This is a genomic window from Tabrizicola aquatica, from assembly GCF_002900975.1.
In the GTDB taxonomy this organism is placed as follows: domain Bacteria; phylum Pseudomonadota; class Alphaproteobacteria; order Rhodobacterales; family Rhodobacteraceae; genus Tabrizicola; species Tabrizicola aquatica.
This window is the reverse complement of the sequence record NZ_PJON01000001.1, coordinates 1,430,619-1,451,498: the sequence shown is the minus strand read 5'-3', so window position 1 is coordinate 1,451,498 and position 20,880 is coordinate 1,430,619. Positions and strand designations below refer to the sequence as shown.

18 protein-coding genes and 2 tRNA genes are annotated in these 20,880 nt (G+C 65.8%); 7 read left to right on the top strand and 13 right to left on the bottom strand.

Annotation, left to right across the window (positions count from 1 at the left end; translation table 11 throughout):
* Positions 1 to 24: 24 nt before the first annotated feature.
* From CXR42_RS07110 to CXR42_RS07080, 7 genes are all read right to left on the bottom strand, one after another.
* Entirely contained in the window at positions 25 to 1,239 is a 1,215-nt protein-coding gene (locus CXR42_RS07110) for an ABC transporter substrate-binding protein (protein WP_103257081.1), read from the bottom strand.
* A 284-nt stretch (positions 1,240 to 1,523) separates the two neighbouring features.
* Positions 1,524 to 1,598, bottom strand: a tRNA-Glu gene (locus tag CXR42_RS07105).
* A 43-nt stretch (positions 1,599 to 1,641) separates the two neighbouring features.
* Entirely contained in the window at positions 1,642 to 2,436 is a 795-nt protein-coding gene (locus CXR42_RS07100) for a lytic murein transglycosylase (RefSeq protein ID WP_281256724.1), read from the bottom strand.
* Positions 2,437 to 2,554: 118 nt separating this feature from the next.
* A tRNA-Glu gene (locus CXR42_RS07095) sits at positions 2,555 to 2,629 on the bottom strand.
* A gap of 61 nt (positions 2,630 to 2,690) precedes the next feature.
* Positions 2,691 to 4,430: a single-stranded-DNA-specific exonuclease RecJ gene (gene recJ, locus CXR42_RS07090; RefSeq protein ID WP_103256723.1), complete on the bottom strand. Its 1,740-nt coding sequence runs from the start codon at positions 4,428 to 4,430 to the stop codon at positions 2,691 to 2,693.
* Positions 4,431 to 4,714: 284 nt separating this feature from the next.
* On the bottom strand, positions 4,715 to 5,191 hold the full coding sequence (locus CXR42_RS07085; protein ID WP_103256722.1) for a c-type cytochrome: 477 nt from the start codon (positions 5,189 to 5,191) through the stop codon (positions 4,715 to 4,717).
* Positions 5,192 to 5,238: 47 nt separating this feature from the next.
* Positions 5,239 to 5,697: a cupin domain-containing protein gene (locus CXR42_RS07080; RefSeq protein ID WP_103256721.1), complete on the bottom strand. Its 459-nt coding sequence runs from the start codon at positions 5,695 to 5,697 to the stop codon at positions 5,239 to 5,241.
* A gap of 118 nt (positions 5,698 to 5,815) precedes the next feature.
* On the opposite strand from CXR42_RS07080, the gene CXR42_RS07075 reads away from it, so the two are divergent.
* On the top strand, positions 5,816 to 6,730 hold the full coding sequence (locus CXR42_RS07075) for a LysR family transcriptional regulator (RefSeq protein ID WP_103256720.1): 915 nt from the start codon (positions 5,816 to 5,818) through the stop codon (positions 6,728 to 6,730).
* A gap of 30 nt (positions 6,731 to 6,760) precedes the next feature.
* Here the strand turns inward: CXR42_RS07075 and glpX are convergent, their stop codons facing one another.
* The 6 genes from glpX to CXR42_RS07045 form a co-directional block, all read right to left on the bottom strand.
* The gene (gene glpX, locus CXR42_RS07070) at positions 6,761 to 7,726 is read right to left on the bottom strand and encodes a class II fructose-bisphosphatase (protein WP_103256719.1); all 966 of its coding nucleotides are present in this window, start codon (positions 7,724 to 7,726) and stop codon (positions 6,761 to 6,763) included.
* Positions 7,727 to 7,806: 80 nt separating this feature from the next.
* On the bottom strand, positions 7,807 to 9,093 hold the full coding sequence (locus tag CXR42_RS07065) for a homoserine dehydrogenase (RefSeq protein WP_103256718.1): 1,287 nt from the start codon (positions 9,091 to 9,093) through the stop codon (positions 7,807 to 7,809).
* Between the two features lie 76 nt (positions 9,094 to 9,169).
* Positions 9,170 to 9,364: a hypothetical protein gene (locus tag CXR42_RS07060; RefSeq protein WP_103256717.1), complete on the bottom strand. Its 195-nt coding sequence runs from the start codon at positions 9,362 to 9,364 to the stop codon at positions 9,170 to 9,172.
* A gap of 14 nt (positions 9,365 to 9,378) precedes the next feature.
* Positions 9,379 to 9,966 (bottom strand): hypothetical protein, encoded by a 588-nt coding sequence (locus tag CXR42_RS07055; RefSeq protein ID WP_103256716.1) that lies wholly within the window; start codon positions 9,964 to 9,966, stop codon positions 9,379 to 9,381.
* 9 nt (positions 9,967 to 9,975) lie between these two features.
* Entirely contained in the window at positions 9,976 to 10,539 is a 564-nt protein-coding gene (locus tag CXR42_RS07050; protein ID WP_103256715.1) for a TadE/TadG family type IV pilus assembly protein, read from the bottom strand.
* A complete protein-coding gene (locus CXR42_RS07045) occupies positions 10,536 to 12,362 on the bottom strand; it encodes a pilus assembly protein TadG-related protein (protein WP_180995981.1) in 1,827 nt (608 codons plus the stop codon). The genes CXR42_RS07050 and CXR42_RS07045 overlap by 4 nt, the downstream gene beginning before the upstream one ends.
* Before the next feature lie 343 nt (positions 12,363 to 12,705).
* Between CXR42_RS07045 and CXR42_RS07040 the strand changes: the two genes are divergently transcribed.
* From CXR42_RS07040 to CXR42_RS07015, 6 genes are all read left to right on the top strand, one after another.
* Positions 12,706 to 14,139, top strand: coding sequence for a Glu/Leu/Phe/Val family dehydrogenase (locus CXR42_RS07040; RefSeq protein WP_103256713.1), 1,434 nt, complete (start codon positions 12,706 to 12,708; stop codon positions 14,137 to 14,139).
* A 181-nt stretch (positions 14,140 to 14,320) separates the two neighbouring features.
* The gene (locus tag CXR42_RS07035; protein ID WP_103256712.1) at positions 14,321 to 15,571 is read left to right on the top strand and encodes a sarcosine oxidase subunit beta family protein; all 1,251 of its coding nucleotides are present in this window, start codon (positions 14,321 to 14,323) and stop codon (positions 15,569 to 15,571) included.
* Positions 15,572 to 15,662: 91 nt separating this feature from the next.
* Positions 15,663 to 15,926 (top strand): sarcosine oxidase subunit delta, encoded by a 264-nt coding sequence (locus CXR42_RS07030; RefSeq protein WP_103256711.1) that lies wholly within the window; start codon positions 15,663 to 15,665, stop codon positions 15,924 to 15,926.
* Positions 15,923 to 18,832, top strand: coding sequence for a sarcosine oxidase subunit alpha family protein (locus tag CXR42_RS07025; protein ID WP_103256710.1), 2,910 nt, complete (start codon positions 15,923 to 15,925; stop codon positions 18,830 to 18,832). Before CXR42_RS07030 ends, CXR42_RS07025 begins: the two co-directional genes overlap by 4 nt.
* Positions 18,825 to 19,370, top strand: a complete 546-nt coding sequence (locus CXR42_RS07020; protein WP_103256709.1) for a sarcosine oxidase subunit gamma — start codon at positions 18,825 to 18,827, stop codon at positions 19,368 to 19,370. The genes CXR42_RS07025 and CXR42_RS07020 overlap by 8 nt, the downstream gene beginning before the upstream one ends.
* A 94-nt stretch (positions 19,371 to 19,464) precedes the next feature.
* A complete protein-coding gene (locus tag CXR42_RS07015) occupies positions 19,465 to 20,652 on the top strand; it encodes a DegT/DnrJ/EryC1/StrS family aminotransferase (protein WP_103256708.1) in 1,188 nt (395 codons plus the stop codon).
* The last annotated feature ends 228 nt before the right edge of the window (positions 20,653 to 20,880 follow it).

Here is a 20,880-nt window from a genome sequence, read left to right as displayed (position 1 = left end):
GCGCCAGCCGGGCCTGCGCAAGGCTCAGTTCCCGACGTTTGCCCGCCAGCCGTCCTCGATCGCGGTCAGCCAGTCGGCCTGAAGTTCCGGCAGCGCGGCCTTGGCAAGGTCTTCCGCCTTGACGACCGAGGGGTGGCCAGTGATGGCGGCAAAGCCGGCCTGCACTTCGGCCGACGTGCGGCCTATCTCGACGGCCGGGGCGGCGCCCCAGACCTCGGTCTTGGCCTTCTCAAGCTGCGCCTCGCCCGACAGCAGCAGATTTTGCACCACCATCGCTGCCGCCTTGTTGGGCGAGTTGAACGGGATCAGCGTGTAGTTCGTGTTGCCGATGGTCCCGTCCGCCAACCCGTAAGAGCGCACCGTTTCCGGCCAAAGCCCGTCCTGCACCGCCAGGCCGAACTGGGCGGGGTCATAGTTGAAGCTGAAGGCCACCTCGCCGTTGGCAAAAAGCTCATTCAGCTGGGTGACGGTGGTCGGATAGGTCGCGCCCTCGCGCCACAGGAACGGCTCCAGCTCGTTCAGGATTGCCCAGGTCTTGGCAGATACCTCGTCGAACCTGGCCTGGTCGAAGGGGCCAAGCAGGGCGTCCGGCCCGCCCGCCGCGTGGTAGAACACATGCCGCACAAAGACCGAGCCGGTGAAATCCGGCGGCGCGGGATAGGTGAAGCGGCCGGGGTTGGCCTTGATCCAGTCGATCAGCCCGGCCATGTCGCGCGGCGGTTCGGCCACGGCGGCACTGTCATGGGCAAAGGCAAACTGGACGGTGTTCCAGGGCACCTCGCATCCATCGACCGGGACGCCGAAGTCATTGGCGATGGCCGGGTTGTCCCAGTTCACCAGCGCGTCGTTCGGCAAAAGCGTGGTATAGCCACAGAAGGCAAGGTCGGCCGCCTTCATCGAGCGGAAGTTCTCGCCGTTGATCCAGATAAGGTCGACGGTCCCCGCATCAGTGATGCCGGCCTCTTTCTCGGACAGGATCAGGTTCACGATCTCGGCCGCGTCGGTGATCGGCACGCGATTCAGGGTAATGTCGTATTCGGCTTTCAGCTGACCCGCGACATAGTCCGAGACATAGCTGTTGATGTTGTCCGCGCCGCCCCACATGAACCAGTTGACCGTACCGCCGCGCGCTTCCGTCACGATCTGGTCCCAGGTCATGCCCTTCAGCGCCTCGCCATCGGCGGTGTCGGCGGTCGCAGTGGTGGTCAGCAGCAGCAGGGCGGCAAGGGGGCGCAGCATCGGGAGCTCCAGTTCAAAGATCGCGCCCATCAAAACGATATGGCCTTGAAACGCCAGTCACATGGCCGTTTTCAGGCTGTAACCTTTCTACGGCAGCAAGTGCTGGCACGGCAGGGACAAAATGGTTTCCAGCTGGCAGAGGACTTGAATGCGCGGTCAGCGGCGCACTCCGAGAAATCAGCAAAGGTCGCCAACCCCGACGCATGCCTGCGGCATGACGATCCACCAACAGTCTGGGCGCAGAATCCCCACCTGTCTGGACCTTGGCAATCTTGGAGAGATGGTGGCAGCCCGTAGGGGAGTCGAACCCCTCTTACCTGGTTGAAAACCAGGTGTCCTAACCGATAGACGAACGGGCCACTGGCGCGGTTCCTACCCGGCCACGCGGCCGGGCGCAAGGGGTCAGCTGTCGATCTTTGCTGCCATGATCGCGATGGCCTGCTGATAGACCTTGGCCGCGTTCCATTCCTTGATCACGGCAAAGTTCGGCTCGCCTTCCTGATAGCCCTTGCCGGGCTTCCACCCCTTCTTCTTCAGGTAGTTGGCCGTGGTCGCCAGCGCGTCGGCCTGGTTGTAAAGGTCGACCACCCCGTCGCCGTTGCCGTCCACGCCATAGGTATAGGCATTGCCGGGCAGGAACTGGGTATGCCCCAGCTCGCCATGCTTGGCGCCCACCGTCTTGGCCGAGATCATGCCCTTGTCCACCATCTTCAACGCGCCGATCAGGTGCGGGCGGAAGAAGTCAGAGCGGCGGCAGTCATAGGTCAGCGTGGCGATGGCGGCGACGACATTGGTGTCGCCCATGAAACCACCGAATCCGGTCTCCATTCCGTGGATCGCGATCAGCACGCCGGCCGGGATGCCATAAGCCGCTTCCAGGCTGTCGTAGAACCCAGCGTTCTTCGCCTTGCGGCTGCGACCCTGCTGCACGATCGTATCCGCGCCGCGCACCTGCAGAAACTTCTCCAGGCTGTACTTGAAGCTTTTCTGGTTGCGGTCGGCCCCGATCGTGGCCTTGGAATACGAGGTCGCCATCAGCGCGTCGATCCCGCGCTTGCCGACGCCTTCGGCCTTGGCCTCGGCCGCCATTTCCGACTTCCAGTCGTTGTATTGGCCGCCGGTATCGCTGCAGCTTGCCGCCTGGGCAGCCAGCGGCAGGGTCGAGATCAGAAGGGCAGCGGCAAGACGCGGAAGGATATTCACTGTGGCACCCACATGATGGTTTTTGGCAGAATATTGATAAGGCTGAAACAATCAAGCATCGCACCGGGGGCGGTGCTGGAAAGCTATCTGACAAAGTGGTGAAGTGGTGAAGTGGCAGCCCGTAGGGGAGTCGAACCCCTCTTACCTGGTTGAAAACCAGGTGTCCTAACCGATAGACGAACGGGCCGCGCTGTCGGTGCGCGGTGTCTAGAATCTGCGCCCGCGTTCTGCAAGAGGAAAAATGCACCTCATGCCGGGGCGGCGTCGTCCAGTCGCAGTTGCACCCGCGTGCGGCCATTCCACTGGTTCAACTCCAGCTTGCCCGCCAGGTGAAAGCGCCGGTGGCTGGGGGTCTCCAGCGCGGGGCCGAGGGGGCCGTCGAAAGCACCGAAGGCAATTGCGTCCAGGGCCGGGCCAGTGCCGTCGCTGATCGACAGCTTCAGGTGGCTGTCCCCGATCCGGCGGGCGCTGACCGCGACATTGGCGAAAGCAAAGCGCGGGGCGGGGGCGGCGGCGCCGAAGGGCCCGGCATTTTCGATCTCTTCCACCAGCGCGACGGTGGCGGCCGTCGGGGTCAGCAGGCTGTCGATCCGCAGGTCCTGCGGCCCGCCCGCGCCGGCACCCTGTCGGGCCAGCACTTCACCCAGCCGGCCCATGGCGGGCTCCAGTTGGCTGCGGGTCAGGGTCAGGCCGGCGGCCATCTTGTGCCCGCCACCCTTCTGGATCATGCCCTCGGCCGCCAGGCGCTGGATCGCGGCGCCAAGGTCCACCCCCGGCACCGAGCGGGCCGAGCCCTTGCCGATCTCACCCTCGAAGCCGATCACGACCGAGGGGCGGTTCGCAGCCTCTTTCAGACGGGCCGCGACGATGCCGACGACGCCCGGATGCCAACCCTCGGCTGCGGCCCAGACCAGCGGGCCGTCCAGCCCCCGGGCCTCGGCCTGGGCCATGGCCTCGGTCCGGACGGCCTCGGTGATGGTGCGGCGGTCGGTGTTGAGTTGGTCGAGGATCGCAGCCAGGCGAGTCGCTTCCATCTCGTCCGCCGTGGCCAGCAGGCGCGCGCCCAGGTCGGCCTGGCCGATCCGCCCGCCGGCATTGACCCGAGGGCCAAGAAGGAACCCCAGGGCATGACAAGTCGGGGCCTGGTCCATCCGCGCCACATCGGCCAGCGCGCGCAGGCCGGGGCGGTCGCGGCGGGCCATGACCTTCAGACCCTGACGGACGAAGGCCCGGTTGACGCCGGTCAGGGGGGCCACGTCAGCCACGGTGGCCAGCGCGACAAGGTCGAGAAGGGCCATGAGGTCCGGGCCTTGTTGGCCCTGGGCCTTCAGCCGCCGGTTCGCCTCTACCAAGAGCAGGAACACCACGCCGGCCGCGCAAAGATGGGCCAGTGCCCCATCTTCGTCCTGGCGGTTCGGGTTCACCACGGCCAGCGCGGGGGGCAGGGTCTCCAGCGCGAGGTGGTGGTCCAGGATCACCACGTCTGCCCCTTTGGCCGCCGCGATCGGCTCGTGCGAAAGGGTGCCGCAGTCGACGCAGAGGATCAGATCATGCGCGGCGGCAAGTTGGGTCATCGCGGGGACGTTGGGCCCATAGCCTTCGTCGATGCGGTCGGGGATGTAGAGGGTCGCGGCCAGGCCAAACCCGCGCAGCCAGGTCAGAAGAAGCGCAGCGGAGGAGCCGCCGTCGACGTCGTAATCGGCGAAGATCGCGACCCGCTCTTTCCGCGCCACGGCCCGCAGCAGCCGGTCGGCGGCGGGGGCCATGTCCTTCAGGGTGAGGGGGTCGGGCAGAAGGTCGCGCAGGGCCGGGGCCAGGTAGGCGGGCGCGGCCTCTGGCAGGATCCCGCGGGCGGCCAGGATCCGGCAGAGGGGGAGGGGCAGGCGGGTCTGCTGGACCATCGCCTCGGCCAGGCGGTCGGCCTGGGGGTCGGGGCCGACCCAGCGGCGGCCGGTGAGAGAGGTCTCGACGTTCAGGAAGGAGTTCATGGGCAAGGGGTGCCGCAAAGGGTCGCCCCGCGCAAGGGGGTGCCGGCTGTCCACGCTGGACAGGATGTGTCGTTGGTTTGAAATCAAAGGGTTGGGCGTGGGCGTTTACAATGCGTTAGGCACGATTGTGCTGGTTGGGCAGGCCGAGGGCGGCGGCTCGTCGTGCGACTTCGTCTTCTCCTCGCGGGGTGGAGAAGGTTCGTCGTGGGACTTCGTCTTCTCCTCGCCGGGGCGCGCGCACCGACGAGTGACGAAGTCATCGAGGAGGGGGGCTAGGAGCGACCCTACGGCGCGGGGGCTGTGACCTTCATCACGAAACCGCCGGTCGCCTCGCCGGGGCCGAAGGGGCCGGGGACGGCGTTGGCGACGGCGGGCAGCGTCTTGAGGTAGGCCGCAATGGCCAGGGCGTCCTGGTCAGTCAGCGCGGCATAGCCCATCCAGGGCATCGCGGGGGCAAGCTGGCGGCCATCGGGGCGGATGCCGGTTCGGATCGCGGTCACGATCTGATCCTCGGTCCAGCCGCCCAGGCCGGTCTGATCGGGCGTCAGGTTCGGGCCGTGAAAGGTGCCAAGGCCGGGAATCTCGAACCCGACGTCAGAGCCGCCAAGGAAGCGGGCCATGTCGGGCTGGCCCAGGAAATGGCCGGGCGTGTGGCAATCGGTGCAACCCATGATGGCGACGAGGTATTGGCCGCGCGCCGCGTTCTGAGCCTGGGCGGCATGGGGCAGGAGGGCGAGGAGGAGGGCGGAAAGTCGGGTCATGTCAGACTCCTGGAAGTGGGCGCCCGAGGGGGCGGGCGCCGTTTGGGTCAGACGGCCTGGGCCGCGTCGAAGACGAAGCGCAGGTTGAACTGTTCGCCGATCTGGCAAATCCGGTCCGGCGTCGCACCAGCTTCGCGGGCCACGGCGGGGAAGAACCCCTCGAACCCGCCGGGGGTCATCACCACCATAAGCCGGCCCATCGACTGGCCGATGTTCTGGAAGCGATGGATCGCGCCGCGCGGCACGCAGATTACCGCGCCCTCGGCCAGATCGACGCGGGCACCGTTGCACCAGAAGGCAAAGCGCCCCTCAAGCACGCGAAAGAATTCCTCTTCCTTTTCATGGATATGGAACGGAGGGCCTTCGCCTGCGGGAACCTCGGCCTCGAAGCAGCCAAGGCTCCCGCCGGTCTGATCCGCAGTAATGCGGATGATGTGGCGCCCGAAGGCAAGGGCCTCGACCCCCGCGCCGGAATGGGAAAAGGCAGCCTGATCAAAGGCGGTCATTCTGTATCTCCTGATGAAAAAACCGTTGCGAAATCGCTTTGGTGGGTGGCGTATAGGGCAAAAGGCCGCAGCGGATAAATCCCGTGGACCTTGCAGGATTGTCTGGATGATTTGACAGATGAAAACAGTTGATCCCTTGCATGGGTTGGCCGCCTTTCTGGCCGTGGCCGAGCATGAAAGCTTTACCGCTGGTGCGGCGTCGCTGGGGCTGACGCGGGCCACGGTCAGCGCGCAGGTGGCGGAGCTGGAGGCGCGGCTGGGGGTGCGGCTTTTGCACCGGTCGACCCGCAGCGTGCGGCTGACACCGGCCGGGGCGGCCTATCGCGCGCGACTGGTCGACCTGCCGGCCAGGATGGCCGAGGCCGAGCGCGCGGCGCGGGCCGAACAGACCGCGCCGGAGGGGCGGCTGCGGGTGACGGCACCGCCCGATCTGGCGATGCGGTTCCTGGTGCCCTGGGTGGCGGAGTTTCTGGCCTTGCATCCCGGCATTTCCATCGAGATGGAACTGTCGAACGCGCCACGGAACCTGATCGAAAGCCGGTTCGATCTGGCGATTCGGGGCACGCTGGAGGTGGGGCCGAACCTGATCACCCGGGCGCTGGGGCAGTCGCGGCTATATACCTGCGCGCGGGCGGATTACCTGGCGCGGCACGGGGTGCCGGAGGCCCCGATGGACCTAGCGGCGCACGACCTGCTGCATTTCGCGGGCCTGCGGCAGGGGCGAAGCTGGACCTATCTGCGCGGGGAAGAACGGGTGGATGTCCCGATTTCGCCCCGGCTGGAACTGTCGGACGGCTGGGCGCTGCGGGCGGCTGCGCTGGAGGGGGTGGGAGTGGTGCAACTGCCGGCTTTCATCATCGGGCATGACCTGCGCGAAGGGCGGCTGGTACCGATCCTGCAGGGCTGGCAGGGCAGGCCGGTGCCCTTGCACGCGGTCTATCCCGACAATCGGCTGATCGCCGCGCGGGTCAGGGCCTTTGTCGGGTTTCTGGCTGGCAAGGCGAAAGCGGAAGCGGACCTGCAGCCGGGGTGAGGTTCTGCGCCCGGTCGGGGTGATCCCGACCTACTTGACCGGCGTCTTGTAGGTCATCCGGCGGATCGAGCCGGATTTGGAGCGCATCAGGATCGTCTCCAGCGTCACCCAACCCGGATCGCGTTTGATACCGGCGAGAAGCGAGCCGGAGGTGACGCCGGTTGCCGCGAAGATTACGTCGGCGCGGACAAGGTCGTCGCGGGTGTAGACGCGGTCGAAGTTGGTAATGCCGGCCTTGCGGGCGCGGGCTTTCTCGTCCTCGTTGCGGAACAGAAGCTTGCCGTAGAACTGGCCGCCCATGCATTTGAGGGCCGCCGCCGCGAGGACGCCCTCGGGTGCGCCGCCAGAGCCCATGTACATGTCGATGCCGGTGATCTCGGGCTCGGCGCAGTGCATGACGCCGGCGACGTCGCCGTCGGTGATCAGGCGGATCGCGGCGCCGGTGGAGCGGACCTCGGCGATCAGGTCCTCATGCCGGGGGCGGTCGAGGATGCAGACGGTGATATCCTCGGTCGAGCAACCCTTGGCGGCGGCAAGGGCCGAGACGCGTTCCGAGGGGGTCATGGAGAGGGTGACCGTGCCGGGTTTCAGGCCGGGGCCGATGGCCAGCTTTTCCATGTAGACGTCGGGGGCGTGCAGAAGCGTGCCGCGCGGGGCCATCGCGATCACGGTCAGCGCGTTCGGCATGTCCTTGGCGGTGAGGGTGGTGCCTTCCAGCGGGTCGAGGGCGATGTCGACCTCCGGCCCGTTGCCGGTGCCGACTTCTTCGCCGATATACAGCATCGGAGCCTCGTCGCGCTCACCCTCGCCGATGACGACGACTCCCTTGATGTCCAGAAGGTTAAGCTGGTCGCGCATGGCGTTGACGGCGGCCTGGTCGGCGGCCTTTTCATCGCCGCGGCCGATCAGGCGGGCAGAGGCGAGGGCGGCGGCTTCCGAGACGCGGCCAAGGCCGAGGGATAGGAGACGGTCCTGGAATTGCAGCTTGTCAGACATGGGTCCCCCGGGGCTTGGCGCGATTTTGCCCCGTGTAGCCGGGGGTTGGGAACGCGGCAAGCGTGGTGGCGCTAACGGCGTCAGACTTCCTCGATGCGGATCGCGACGGGGGCGCCCACCAGCACTCCGGTCGCGGCGAAGCGGGTCATGGCGTGGGCGACGTCGTCGGGGGCGGCCTTGTGGGTGACGATCAGGACGGGGGCGTTGGTGCCCTGGTGGCCGTACTGGCGCATCTGGTCGATCGAGACGCCGGAATCGCCCAGGCAGGTGGCGATCTTGGCCAAGGCGCCGGGTTTGTCGAGCAGCGTCATGCGCAGGTAGTAAGGGGCCGGGGTGGCCGATTTGGCGGGTTGGGCGGCGGCAAGCGTGCTGGCCGGCTGGCCGAAGGTGGGCAGGCGGAAGCCGCGGGCGATGTCGATGACGTCGGCCATGACGGCGCTGGCGGTCGGGCCCATCCCGGCGCCGGGGCCGCGCAGGACGATCTGGCCAACCGAGTCGCCTTCCAGGACGACCATGTTGGTGCCGCCCTGAAGCTGGCCGAGCGGGCTGTCGGCGGGGACAAGGCAGGGGGTCATGCGCTGTTCAAGGCCCCGGCCGGTCATCTGCGCGACGCCCAGAAGCTTGATGCGATAGCCCATGTCCTCCGCAAGGCGGATGTCGTCGATCGAGACATTGCCGATGCCTTCCAGTTCCACGGCGTCGAAGGCGACCTTGGTGCCAAAGGCGATGGAGGCGAGGAGCGAAAGCTTGTGGCCCGCATCGATCCCGCCGACGTCAAGGTTGGGGTCGGCTTCCAGATAGCCAAGCTGGCGGGCTTCCTCGAACACGGTCTCATAGGGCAGGTTCTCGGACTGCATCCGGGTCAGGATGTAGTTGCACGAGCCATTCATCACGCCCATCACCCGTTTCATGCGGTTACCCGCCAGCCCCTCGGTCAGGGCCTTGATCACCGGGATGCCGCCCGCAACGGCGGCCTCGAACCGCAGGGCGAGATTTGCCGCCTCGGCAGCTTCGGCGAGGGCCTGGCCGTGGTGGGCCAAGAGCGCCTTGTTGGCGGTCACAACATGTTTGCCTGCGGCAAGGGCCGCTTCGGTCGCATCCTTGGCCGGGCCTTCGTGGCCCCCCATTACCTCGACGAACAGGTCGATGTCGGCCCGGCGGGCCAAGGCAACCGGATCGGTTTCCCAGGCATAGCCGGACAGGTCGGCGTCGCGGTTCTTTTTCGGGTCGCGCGCCGAGACGGCGGTGATCACCACCGGGCGACCGGCGCGGGCGGCGATCAGGTCGGCGTGGGCCTGCACGATCTTGACGACACCGATGCCGACAGTTCCCAGACCGGCCAGACCAAGACGCAAAGGGGCAGACATGGGGAACCTCGGGCTTCGAAACAGGCTGAAGTCTGTTAGCCCGAAGCCGGCCGGGGTGCAACGTGGTCCGGTCAGGTCATGGGGCAGGGGCCCTGGCCGCAACGTCGGCCTGGGCCAGAATCTCGTCCATCGGAATCAGTTGGGGATACTCGGCCTTGCTGTCCGGGGCCGTCCAGGGCAGCGCGCATCCAGCCAGCAGCGGCACCAGGGCCGCAAGGGCAAGACCTGCAAACAGCCGCGCCGGCCGTCCGGGGGATGCGCTGCGGGTCACGGCATCAGGTCCGGTCAGATCCCGACCGGACAGCCCGCCGCCTGCAGGCAGATCGCCGTGCGGAAGCGCGGTGGGGTCACCACAAACTCGTCGAATACGCTTGATCCCAGGGCATCGGAAAGGTTGAAAAGCCCGGTGTCGAACGGCGGCATATAGTCAACCAGCGTCTCGACGACGACGACCGAGTCGTTGTCGTTCATGATTGGAATCCGGTCCCGGAGGGACTCAAGATCCGTCTCGACGTACGGCGTCAGTCTGTTGCCAGGCGAGACTGAGAAGATCAGCCGGTATTCGTCGTCGTCCGCATCATAATACAGGCTGGTGATCCGCATCCGGCTGTTCTGCGCGGTGTTCAATGTCAGATAGTCGAACACATCCTGCATGCCATCCACGAAAGAAGTCGACAGGTTGTCCTCTTGCCGCGAGATCAGGTCCGAAACGGAATAGGCCGCCTTTTGCGCGGTATTGATCGTGCGAAACACGTCCCAGAACACCACGACGGCGATCATCGTCCAGATCAGGAACGGGAAGAACAGCAGGAATTCCAGCAGCACGCTACCGCGTTCGTTCCGAAGAAAGCGTTTGAAACTGGTCCGGATCATCCTGCGTCCTCAGGTCCTGGGTTCGTTCACGAAGGTCGAGGTCGAGATCAGCGAGTAGTTGCCATCCGCCCCGGTGCGGTTCATCCGGGCACCAAAGACGGTGGTTCGGAACATCGGCTCGGACTGAAAGCACACCCGCATCAGCATGATCTGGTTGCCGTCGCCCAAGGCATATTCGTCGGTGCTGGGTTCGACCGCGGGGTCGATCGGTTGCCGCCGGTCGACACAGGCGTTGGGGACGGTGGGCATTGCGAAGCTGGCCGTGTCGATCGGCTGCAACTCGATCCGCATCCGTTCGACGCAATCCGCCGGCTCGCCCAGGACGGCAGCGCGGCTGCAGATCTGGGCCTTGAGCTGGTTGTGCGAGATCGACCCCAGCGTGCCAAGGCGCAGGTCGCGGATCACAAGGTCAAGGCTGCGCTCAAGGCTGACGCTCTTGATCATGTAGAAGCTGCTTTCGAACGCGGCGCAGAAGATCACGATGACCACCGGGAAGGTCAGCACGAACTCCATCGTCGGGTTGCCGTCCTCGTTCGACAGGAAGCGGCGGAAGGACTGCGGCAGGCGGATCATTGCGTCAGCCTCAGCTTCGAGATCTGCGAGGCGATGTCGCGGAACACCGTTGCCAGTTCGGCGCTGGTCTGCGGCTGGAAGTAGTAGCCGGTCTTGTCGCTGGGATCGCTGCCCTTGGCCGAAGCGCAGCCGCGGATCTGGGTTTCCCCGCTGGATCCGGCACCGAAAGCGATGCCGTAGACTTCCATCCCCGTGGCCTTGGCGGCCGCGCAGTTGGTTTGCAGCAGAGAGTTCATGGTCGCTACCGGCACATAAGCGGTGGCGTTGCTGCTGTCGTCGCCTTTGAACGCCAGCATCTGGTTGTTGTAGATCGTGCTTACGCCGGTGCCGTTATAGTTCGAGCGACCGTAAAGCTGGCGCGCCACCCAGGTGATGCGCACGGACTGCCAGACCTCGCTCCAGTCCAACTGGCGGAAGGTGCCGCTGTTGCTGGAGTTGGACCAGGGCTGCGCGCGCCATCCGGCGGTGCAGGCATGGCTGCCGGTGCACAGGTGCGGAACCCAGTAGTCCAGGGGGGTGCCGGCACGATCGTGGAAGATCGAGAAGTTGTTGTCGACATCGCTGCGGTAGATCGGCGAGATGCCGGTCTTGTAGGGTTCGCGCACATAGCTGGTGGCGACGTGCGCGCCGTCGGTCATCAGCACGATGATCTTGCGGGTCTCCGCGTCGGTGTTGTTGGCCGGGCGGCCGACCATGGAGGATTCACCCGCCCGCAGGTCGCTGTAGATCGGACGGGCGGTTTCATCCAGAAGGGCCACGCCCCAGCGCATCCCCATCATGATCGACGTCCGACCGCCGGGCCGCAGGCTGTTGATCTTGTCCAGCATCGCCGTCTTGTCCATCGTCGGCAGAAGCACTTCGGAATAGGCGTTGGCCGGGCACATGTAGTTGCTTTGGCCACCCACCGTGGTCCAGTTCGTCAGGACGGCGCTGCCGGTGTTGTTCCAGGCGACATAGTAGGATGTGCTACCCGTCGAAGTGCCGCCTTCCAGGTCGGCATGGACCGACATCGGCAAGGGAAGGTCCGTCGGGATCGCGGTCTGCTGGAAGAAGGTGGTGGTGGTCGGCACCTCAAGGCAGTTCACGTTCGTCACGCCGGCGTTGGCAATGCCGGCGACGGTGGGGATGTTGGTGGCGGCGAATTTGGCGCGCAGGGCCGGGCCGAGGTTGACCTGGGTGTTGTAGGGGACGATCCCGATCGAGACCTGGTTCAGGTCGTCGTTATCCTTCACCTCGTTCACGAACAGGGTCGCGGCTTCGATCAGGCCGGTGATCTTCTTCTTGGTGTCGTTGGGCAGGGCCGAATCCATCGAGCCGGTGATGTCGAGGACCAGCATGACCTCGACCTGGCTGGCACCCTGGACCGCCTTGGTCAGCGCCGGGCCTTCCAGATAGTCGACCGGCATGAAGCCCATGCCCATGAAATAGTTGTAGGACCGCACATCCGCGCGGATCGACACCTGCTTGGACGAGTTGTTCTGGCCCTCCAGAACGGTGACGACCGGGGTGGAATACTCGGCCTTGACCAGGCCTTCGCCCAGCTTGGCCTTGGCCCAGTAGTCGTTGACCACGTCCTGCGGGTTGCGGGTGTTTTCCAGGTTGGCGGCGGCCAGCGCGGCACGGTCCATGGTCTGCTGCAGGGCGACGCGCCGGATCTCGAACCGCATGTAGTCGACCGCGATGCCGCCGAAGACCAGCATCAGGAAGAACACGGTAATCATGAAGATCGCCATCGCGCCGCGTTCGTCGTCGCGGAAATCGCGCAGCGATGCGGCAAAGCGGGTCGACAGGGTTGCAGAGCCCGGAGCAATCGGTTTCGGCATCATTACACCTTCCCACATGGCAAACTAACCCCGCCGGAAGGCAGGGATTCCCGCAGCCATTAAGACATAACTTCTGGCAGAAGTGTGGCATTTACTCTGGAACAACCGGAAATCGCGCGTTTTTGGAAACAATTTCCACGCTGTGCTGCGCGTCTGTTCAGCGAAAGCGCAAAATCCGGGGCAAAGGCGATCCGACCCGGGATCGGACGATTCGCCTTGTCGGCCGGGCAATTGGCCAGGTCAGTGCCGGTCACACGCAGCCAGGTGCAGGCTTCACAGAAGGCAATTGTGCGATAGGCTGCTCCGGGGCACCGCGCGTGTCCGGTCTGCAAGGAGGGATCACATGCAACATGCCGCCGAGCCGAGTTTCCGCGAATCCGTCGACCTGATGTTCAACCGCGCCGCCCGGCTTATGGACCTTAGCCCGGGGCTGGAGCAGAAGATCCGGGTCTGCAACTCGACCTACACGGTGCGCTTCGGGGTGCGGCTGCGCGGCAAGATCGAGACCTTCACCGGGTATCGCAGCGTCCATTCCGAACATATGGAACCCGTGAAGGGCGGCATCCGCTATGCCCTGTCGGTCAACCAGGATGAGGTCGAGGCGCTGGCGGCGCTGATGACCTATAAATGCGCGCTGGTGGAAACGCCGTTCGGGGGATCGAAGGGCGGATTGTGCATCGATCCGCGTCAGTGGGACGAACACGAACTGGAGCAGATCACCCGCCGTTTCGCCTATGAGTTGATCAAGCGCGACCTGATCCATCCGGCGCAGAACGTCCCCGCCCCCGACATGGGCACGGGGGAGCGTGAGATGGCCTGGATCGCCGACCAGTATGCGCGGATGAACACGACGGACATCAACGCCAAGGCCTGCGTGACCGGGAAACCTCCGCATGCCGGCGGCATCCAGGGGCGGGTCGAGGCGACCGGCCGCGGGGTGCAGTTCGCCCTGCGCGAGTTCTTCCGGCATCCCGAGGATGTGGCCAAGGCGGGGCTGGCCGAGGGGCTGGAAGGCAAGCGGGTCATCGTCCAGGGCCTGGGCAACGTGGGCTATCACGCGGCGAAGTTCCTGAGCGAGGAGGATGGCTGCAAGATCATCGCGGTGATCGAGCGGGATGGGGCGGTCCTGGACCCGAAGGGGCTGGATATCGAGGCGCTTCGGCAGTGGATGACCAAGAATGGCGGGCTTCTGGCCGGCTATCCGGGCGCGCGCCACGTTCCCGACGGCGCTGCTGTGCTGGAGGAGCCGTGCGACATCCTGATTCCGGCCGCACTGGAAGGCGTGATCCACCTTGGCAATGCCGGGCGGATCAAGGCCCCGCTGATCATCGAGGCGGCGAATGGCCCGATCACCTTTGGCGCCGACGCGATCCTGCGCGAGAAAGGCTGTGTCATCATCCCCGACATGTATGCCAACGCGGGCGGCGTCACGGTCAGCTATTTCGAATGGGTGAAGAACCTGAGCCACATCCGCTTTGGCCGGATGCAGCGGCGGGCCGAGGAAGCGCGGTCACGGCTGCTGGTCGAAGAGTTGGAGCGTCTTTCGGCCGACCAGCACCTGGGATGGACCCTGTCGCCCGACTTCAAGCAGAAGTTCCTGACCGGGTCGGACGAACTTGCGCTGGTGCGGTCGGGTCTGGATGACACGATGCGCACGGCCTACCAGGCGATGCGCGAGGTCTGGCACAATCGCGAGGGGGTCGAGGACCTTCGGGTTGCGGCCTATATCGTCTCGATCAGCCGGGTGGCGGCGACCTATCGGTCCAAGGGGCTGTAAGGCGGTGCCGGGGGGCGTTGGCGGCTGTGGATCGGGTCGCCCCCCGTGCCGTTGTCAGGGCTGTGATCGGGGAAAGCGCCGTCTCCGACACATCATGTCGCGGCCAGCCAAGGATTTCGCGGCGGCGTCTTGAATATCCCCCCAGCTGCCGGTCTTATGGTGGCCAGGGGGACGCTGACGCATGCGCTATTCCGGTCTGAAAGTCATCACCGAGGGTCTGTTCGGCAACAAGGGCTGGACGCCGGCCTGGCGCGATCCGTCGCCCAAGGCGGATTACGATGTGGTGATCATCGGTGGTGGGGGGCATGGGCTGTCCACGGCCTATTATCTGGCGAAGAACCACGGGATCACCAATGTTGCGGTGCTGGAGAAGGGCTATCTGGGGTCTGGCAACATCGGGCGGAACACGACCATCGTGCGGGCCAACTACTTCCTGCCGGGGAACAGCGAGTTCTACAGCCATTCGATGAAGCTGTGGGAGGGGTTGGAGGCCGACCTCAACTACAACGTGATGCATTCGCAGCGCGGGCTGATCAACCTCTTCCACAGTGATGGCCAGCGCGATGCCTTCGTGCGGCGCGGCAATGCGATGATCAACCAGGGCGACGACGCGATCCTTCTGGACCGCGACGGGGTGCGCGAGCATCTGCCCTATCTCGATTTCGACAACACGCGGTTCCCGATCAATGGCGGGCTGTTGCATCCCCGGGGAGGAAGCGCCCGGCATGACGCGGTGGCCTGGGGCTATGCGCGCGGGGCGGACCAACGCGGGGTGGACCTGATCCAGAACTGCGAGGTCACCGGGATCGACATCCAGGGCGGGAAGGTCGTGGGCGTCCAGACGACTCGCGGGGCGATCCGGGCGAAGAAGGTCGGGATCGTGGTGGCGGGGCGGTCGTCCCAGGTCGCGGCGATGGCCGGGATGCGGTTGCCGATTGAAAGCCATGTGTTGCAGGCCTTCGTGACCGAGGGGCTGAAGCCGGTGATCAACCATGTGATCAGTTTCGGGATGGGACACTTCTACATCAGCCAGTCGGACAAGGGCGGGTTGGTGTTCGGCGGGGACCTGGATTTCTATGCGAGTTACGCCGCGCGGGGGAACCTGCCGATGGTCGAGCATGTGATGGAAGCGGGCATGACCCTGATGCCGATGATCGGGCGGGCAAAGGTGCTGCGGTCCTGGGGCGGGATCATGGACATGTCGCCGGATGGCAGTCCCATCATCGACAAGACGCATGTGGACGGGCTCTTCATCGACTGCGGCTGGAACTACGGCGGGTTCAAGGCGGTGCCTGCGTCGGGCTGGTGCATGGCGCATCTGATGGCGACCGGCGAGCCGCACGAGGTCGCCGCCAAATTCCGGCTGGACCGTTTTGCGACGGGGCATCTTCTGGACGAAGAAGGCACCGGGTCGCAGCATAACCTGCATTGAGGGGGCGCATGATGACGGACCACCTGCGCCTAGCGCCGATTGCGGGAGCCTCCGGCGGGGATATTTTTGGACAGAAAATGAGGGTTGGCCGATGCGCCTGACATGCCCCCTTTGCGGTGAGCGGGACCGGCGGGAGTTCTACTATTATGGGGCGGAGGATTATCTGCACCGGCCCTCGGAGGGCGCGCCCTTGGCGGAGTGGGACAGCTACCTGCACCTTCGGGACAATCCGGCGGGGGTGACGAAGGATCTTTGGTATCACGAGGCGGGGTGTTCGCAGTGGCTGTTGGTCACGCGGAACACGGTGACGCATGAGATTTCCAGCGTCGAAATGGTAGCGGGGCGCAAGGCATGAGGATCGACGGCAAGGGGCTGATCGACCGGACGAAGCCGGTGCGTTTCCGTTTCGACGGGAAGGATTACGCCGGGTACAAGGGCGACACGCTGGCCTCGGCGCTGCTGGCCAACGGTGTGCGGCTGGTAGGGCGGTCGTTCAAGTATCACCGGCCCCGGGGCGTGCTGACCGCTGGGTCGGAGGAGCCGAATGCGCTGGTCGAGGTCGTGGGGCCGACGAACCAGACGCCGAACGTCCGCGCCACGATGCAGGAGGTGTTCGAGGGCCTCGTGACGCAGTCGCAGAACCGGCTGGGGTCGCTGCGCTTTGATTTGATGGCCGTGAACGACTACCTGTCGCCGTTTCTGTCGGCGGGGTTCTACTACAAGACGTTCATGTGGCCCCGCGCCTTCTGGGAAGGCCTCTACGAGCCGATCATCCGCCGCGCGGCCGGGCTTGGCAGTCTGTCGGGCAAGCATGACGAAGGGACCTACGAGAAGGCCTTTGCCTTCTGCGACGTGCTGGTCATTGGCTCCGGTCCCTCGGGCCTGATGGCGGCTTTGACGGCGGGGCGCGCGGGCGCGGATGTGATCCTGTGCGAGGAAAGCCATGCGCTGGGCGGGCGTTTGCTCTCGGATGGCGGGACCATTGGGGGGGTGCCTGCGGGCGAGTGGGTGGCTTCGGTTGTGGCCGAGTTGCAGGCGCTGCCGAACGTGCGGATCATGCTGCGGACCTCGGTCACCGGGGCCTATGACCACGGCACCTATGGTGCCTTGGAGCGGGTGGGTCTGCACAAGCCCGCGCGTCCGAACCTGCCGAGGGAGTGTTTCTGGCGGATCGTCGCGCCCCATGCGGTGCTGGCCAGCGGCGCGCTGGAGCGGCCGGTGGCGTTCGAGAACAACGACCGGCCCGGGATCATGATGGCCTCGGCGGTGCGGACCTACCTCAACCGCTATGGCGTGGTGCCCGGCCAGCGGGTGACGCTGTTTGCCAACACCGACCAGGCGCGGGCGACGGCGCGCGATCTGATGGCAGCGGGCGTCCAGGTAGCGGCAATCATCGACCCGCGCCCCGATGCCTTCAGCGTCGAGGATTGCCCGGTCCATGTCGGGGCCGAGGTGATCGGCACGCGCGGGCGAATGGGCCTGCGCGGGATCACGGTGCGCAAGGGCAGCGAGACGTTCGAGGTCGAGACCGATTGCCTGGCGATGTCGGGCGGCTGGAACCCGACGATCCACCTGACCTGCCACATGAACGGGCGGCCGCGCTGGAACGAGGATCTCGCGGCCTTTGTCCCGATGGAGGGCGCGGTTCCAGGGCTGGTGGCGGTGGGGGCGGCCAATGGCTCCATGTCCACCCACGGTGCATTGGTCACGGGCCATGCGGCGGCGGTGCAGGCGGTGGAGGCTTTGGGGCGAAAGGTATCCGTCCCGCTGCCCGAGGCGGAAGATGCGCCGTATCGGCTCAGGGCTTTGTGGGCGGTCGAGGGCAAGGGCCGGGCTTGGTTGGACTTTGCCAATGACGTGACGACGAACGACGTGAAGTTGGCCGCGCAAGAGGGCTTCCGCAGCGTCGAGCACATGAAGCGCTACACGACGCAAGGGATGGCGCCGGATCAGGGCAAGAACTCCAACGTTGCGGCTTTGGCGGTGCTGGCGGATGCGACGGGCAGGGGGATTGCCGAAACCGGGGTCACGACCTTCCGGCCGCCCTATGTGCCGGTGTCGATCGCGGCGATGGGCGCGGGGGGCCGGGCCGAGGGGTTTGCGCCCCAGCGGTTCCTGACCAGCGACCAGGCCAGCCGCGACCGGGGCGCGCCGATGATCGAGGCGGGGCTGTGGTATCGGCCCAGCTATTTCCCGAAGCCGGGCGAGACGACCTGGCGTGAGGCCTGCGACCGGGAAGTGAACATGGTCCGGCAGGCGGTGGGGGTGGCCGATGTCTCGACCCTGGGGAAGATCGACATTCAGGGGCGCGATGCGGGGCGGTTCCTGGACTTCGTTTATACGAATACGTTCAGCACCTTGCCGGTTGGCCGGGTGCGCTATGGGTTGATGCTGCGCGAGGATGGGCTGGTGCTGGATGACGGCACCAGCGCCCGGTTGGGGGATGACCATTACCTGATGACCACCACCACTGCCGCGGCGGGGCTGGTGATGCGGCATCTGGACTTTGTGCATCAGGCGTTCTGTGCGGATTGGCAGGTGCGGTTCATCAGCGTGACCGAAAGCTGGGCGCAGTTTGCCGTCGCGGGGCCAAAGGCGCGGGCGCTGGTGAATTCCTTCCTGGAAGAACCTGTGGAGCTGCCGTTCATGGGGGTCGCCCCCGTGCGGATCGGGGGCGTCGATGGGCGGCTGTTCCGCATCTCGTTCAGCGGCGAGGAGGGGTATGAACTGGCCGTGCCGACGCGCTTTGGCGAGGCATTGTTCCGCGATCTGGTCGCCCGGGCCGAGACGATGGGCGGCGGCCCCTACGGGATGGAGGCGCTGAACGTCCTGCGGATCGAAAAGGGATTCATCACGCATGCCGAGATTCATGGCCGGGTGACGGCGCATGATATCGGGATGGAGAAGATGGTTTCGGCCAAGAAGGACTGCATCGGCAAGGCGGCGGCGACGCGGCCCGGCCTTTGGGGGCCAGAGCGGGAGCAGCTGGTCGGCCTGAAGGCCAGCGCGCCGATCAGCGCGGGGGCGCATCTGTTCGTGCCGGGGACCGAAGTGCATCGCGAGACGGATCAGGGCTATGTGACCTCGGTCTGCTGGTCGCCAACCGTCGATGCCTGGCTGGGCCTGGCCTTCCTGAAGGACGGCCGCGCCCGACAAGGCGAGAGGGTGCGTCTGGTCGATCACCTGCGAGGCCTCGACGTGATCTGCGAAGTCTGCCACCCCGTGTTCCACGACCCGGAAGGGGAGAAGCTGCGTGCCTGAGCTTATCGCGAAATCCGCCCTTGAGGGGCGCAGCCTGACCCTTGGCGGCGTGACACTGGCCGAAGTCGACGTCGGCCCGATCACCAGCATCGCCCTATTGCCCGGAGGGGCGAAGGCGGTGGCCAAGGGGTTGAAGCCGCTGGGGTTGTCGATGCCCGAGCCGAACAGCTTTGCCGAAAAGAAGGGCGCGCGGATCGTCTGGACCGGGCGCGATCAGGCTTTCCTGACGGGCGCGGACTGCCCGGATATGGAGGGCGCGGCGGTGACGGACCAGTCGGACGGCTGGGCGGTGCTGGCGCTGTCGGGGGCCGCGGCGGTGGATGTTCTGGCGCGCTGGGTGCCGGTGGACGTGCGGCTGGCGGCCTTTCCGGTCGGTCGGGCGCTGCGGACGCAGTTGAACCATATGAACGTGATCCTGTTGCGCTCGGGCGACTATGCCTTCGAGATCATGGTCTTTCGGTCCATGGCCCGGACCGCCTGGCACGAGCTGGAAGCCGCTACCCATATGGTCGCGGCGCGTGCCGGGGTGAAAATCTAGGCGGAAACGCGCAGGCAGCGGAAATTGTCACTGGCATGTCGCCAAGCGGGTGTTTACACCTTTCCTGAACCTGAGTTTCAGAAAAGGTGCAGGAATGGCCCCCGACGGTCAGATCATCGCCCCCAACGTTTACGACTCCGAACCGATCCCCGAGGCCGCACGGGCCGAGATCGACCGGCTGCTGCTGTCTGGTGACCTCTTCCGCTATACCGCGCCGGCCGATGCCCCGGTCGCGCTGCTGGAAAAGGAATTCGCCGAGCTTCTGGGCGCACGCTACGCGCTGGCCGTGTCGTCCTGTTCGGCGGCGCTGTTCCTGTCGTTGAAGGCGCTGGACCTGCCGAAGGGCGCCAAGGTTCTGATCCCGGCCTTCACATTCGCTGCCGTGCCGTCGTCGGTGGTGCATGCAGACTGTGAGCCGGTGCTGGTCGAAGTGGGCGAGAACTACCGCGTCGACATGGCCGATTTCGCGGCGAAGCTGCCGCAGGCACAGGCGGTGATGATCAGCCACATGCGGGGGCATACCTCGGACATGGACGCGATCATGGCGCTGTGTGATGCTGCCGGCATCCCTGTGATCGAGGATGCGGCCCACAGCCTGGGGACGGTCTGGGCGGGGCGGAACATCGGGACGATCGGCAAGGTCGGCTGCTTCAGTTTCCAGTCCTACAAGCTGGTGAACGCGGGCGAAGGCGGCATCATGGTCACTGATGACCCCGAGATTGCCGCGCGGGCGATCATCATGTCGGGGGCCTATGAGACGAACTGGAAGAAGCATCCGGGCCTGACCAATTCCTGCGCGCACTGGCAGAACAAGCTGCCGCTTTATAACCTGCGGATGCAGAACCTGTCGGCGGCGGTGATCCGGCCGCAACTGCCGCTGGTGGCCGAGCGGGTCGCGAAGGGCCGGGCAGGGCATGACCGGGTGGCGGCCGCGCTGAACCTGTCGGCGCATCTTGCCGTGCCGGAGGCCCTGGGGCCGGAGGAACGTGCGCCCGACTCGATCCAGTTCAATCTGGTCGGGGGCTGGACGGACAGCCAAGCGCTGGACTTCCAGGCGGCGGCGAAGGCGCGGGGCGTGTCGGTCCAGGTCTTTGGTCTGAGCGAGGGCAATGCGCGGGCCTTCTGGAACTGGCAGTTCCTGGGCGAGGTGCCGGACCTGCCGCAAACCCGCGCCATGCTGATGCGGGCCTGCGACGTGCGGCTGCCGACGCGGCTGACCGAGGCCGAGCTGGACTATATCGCGGCGGCCATCACCGATGCGGCGGCCGAGGTTCGGGGCTGACTCTGTCCACGGTGGACAGATCGTGAGAACGTCATCATTTCAAGGGCTTGACGATTTCCGTTAAGGAATCGGAAAGGTTTCCCAGTGGCCCGTTCATCCCCTCCCTACGGAGGGGGCAGCGGCTTTTTGCCGGCCTGCGGTCCCGGGTGGCCGGGGCTGCGCCTGGAGCAAAGGAAAAGGCCTCCGGCGGGGATATTCGGGCAAGGATGAAAGGCTGGGGGCTTGGCC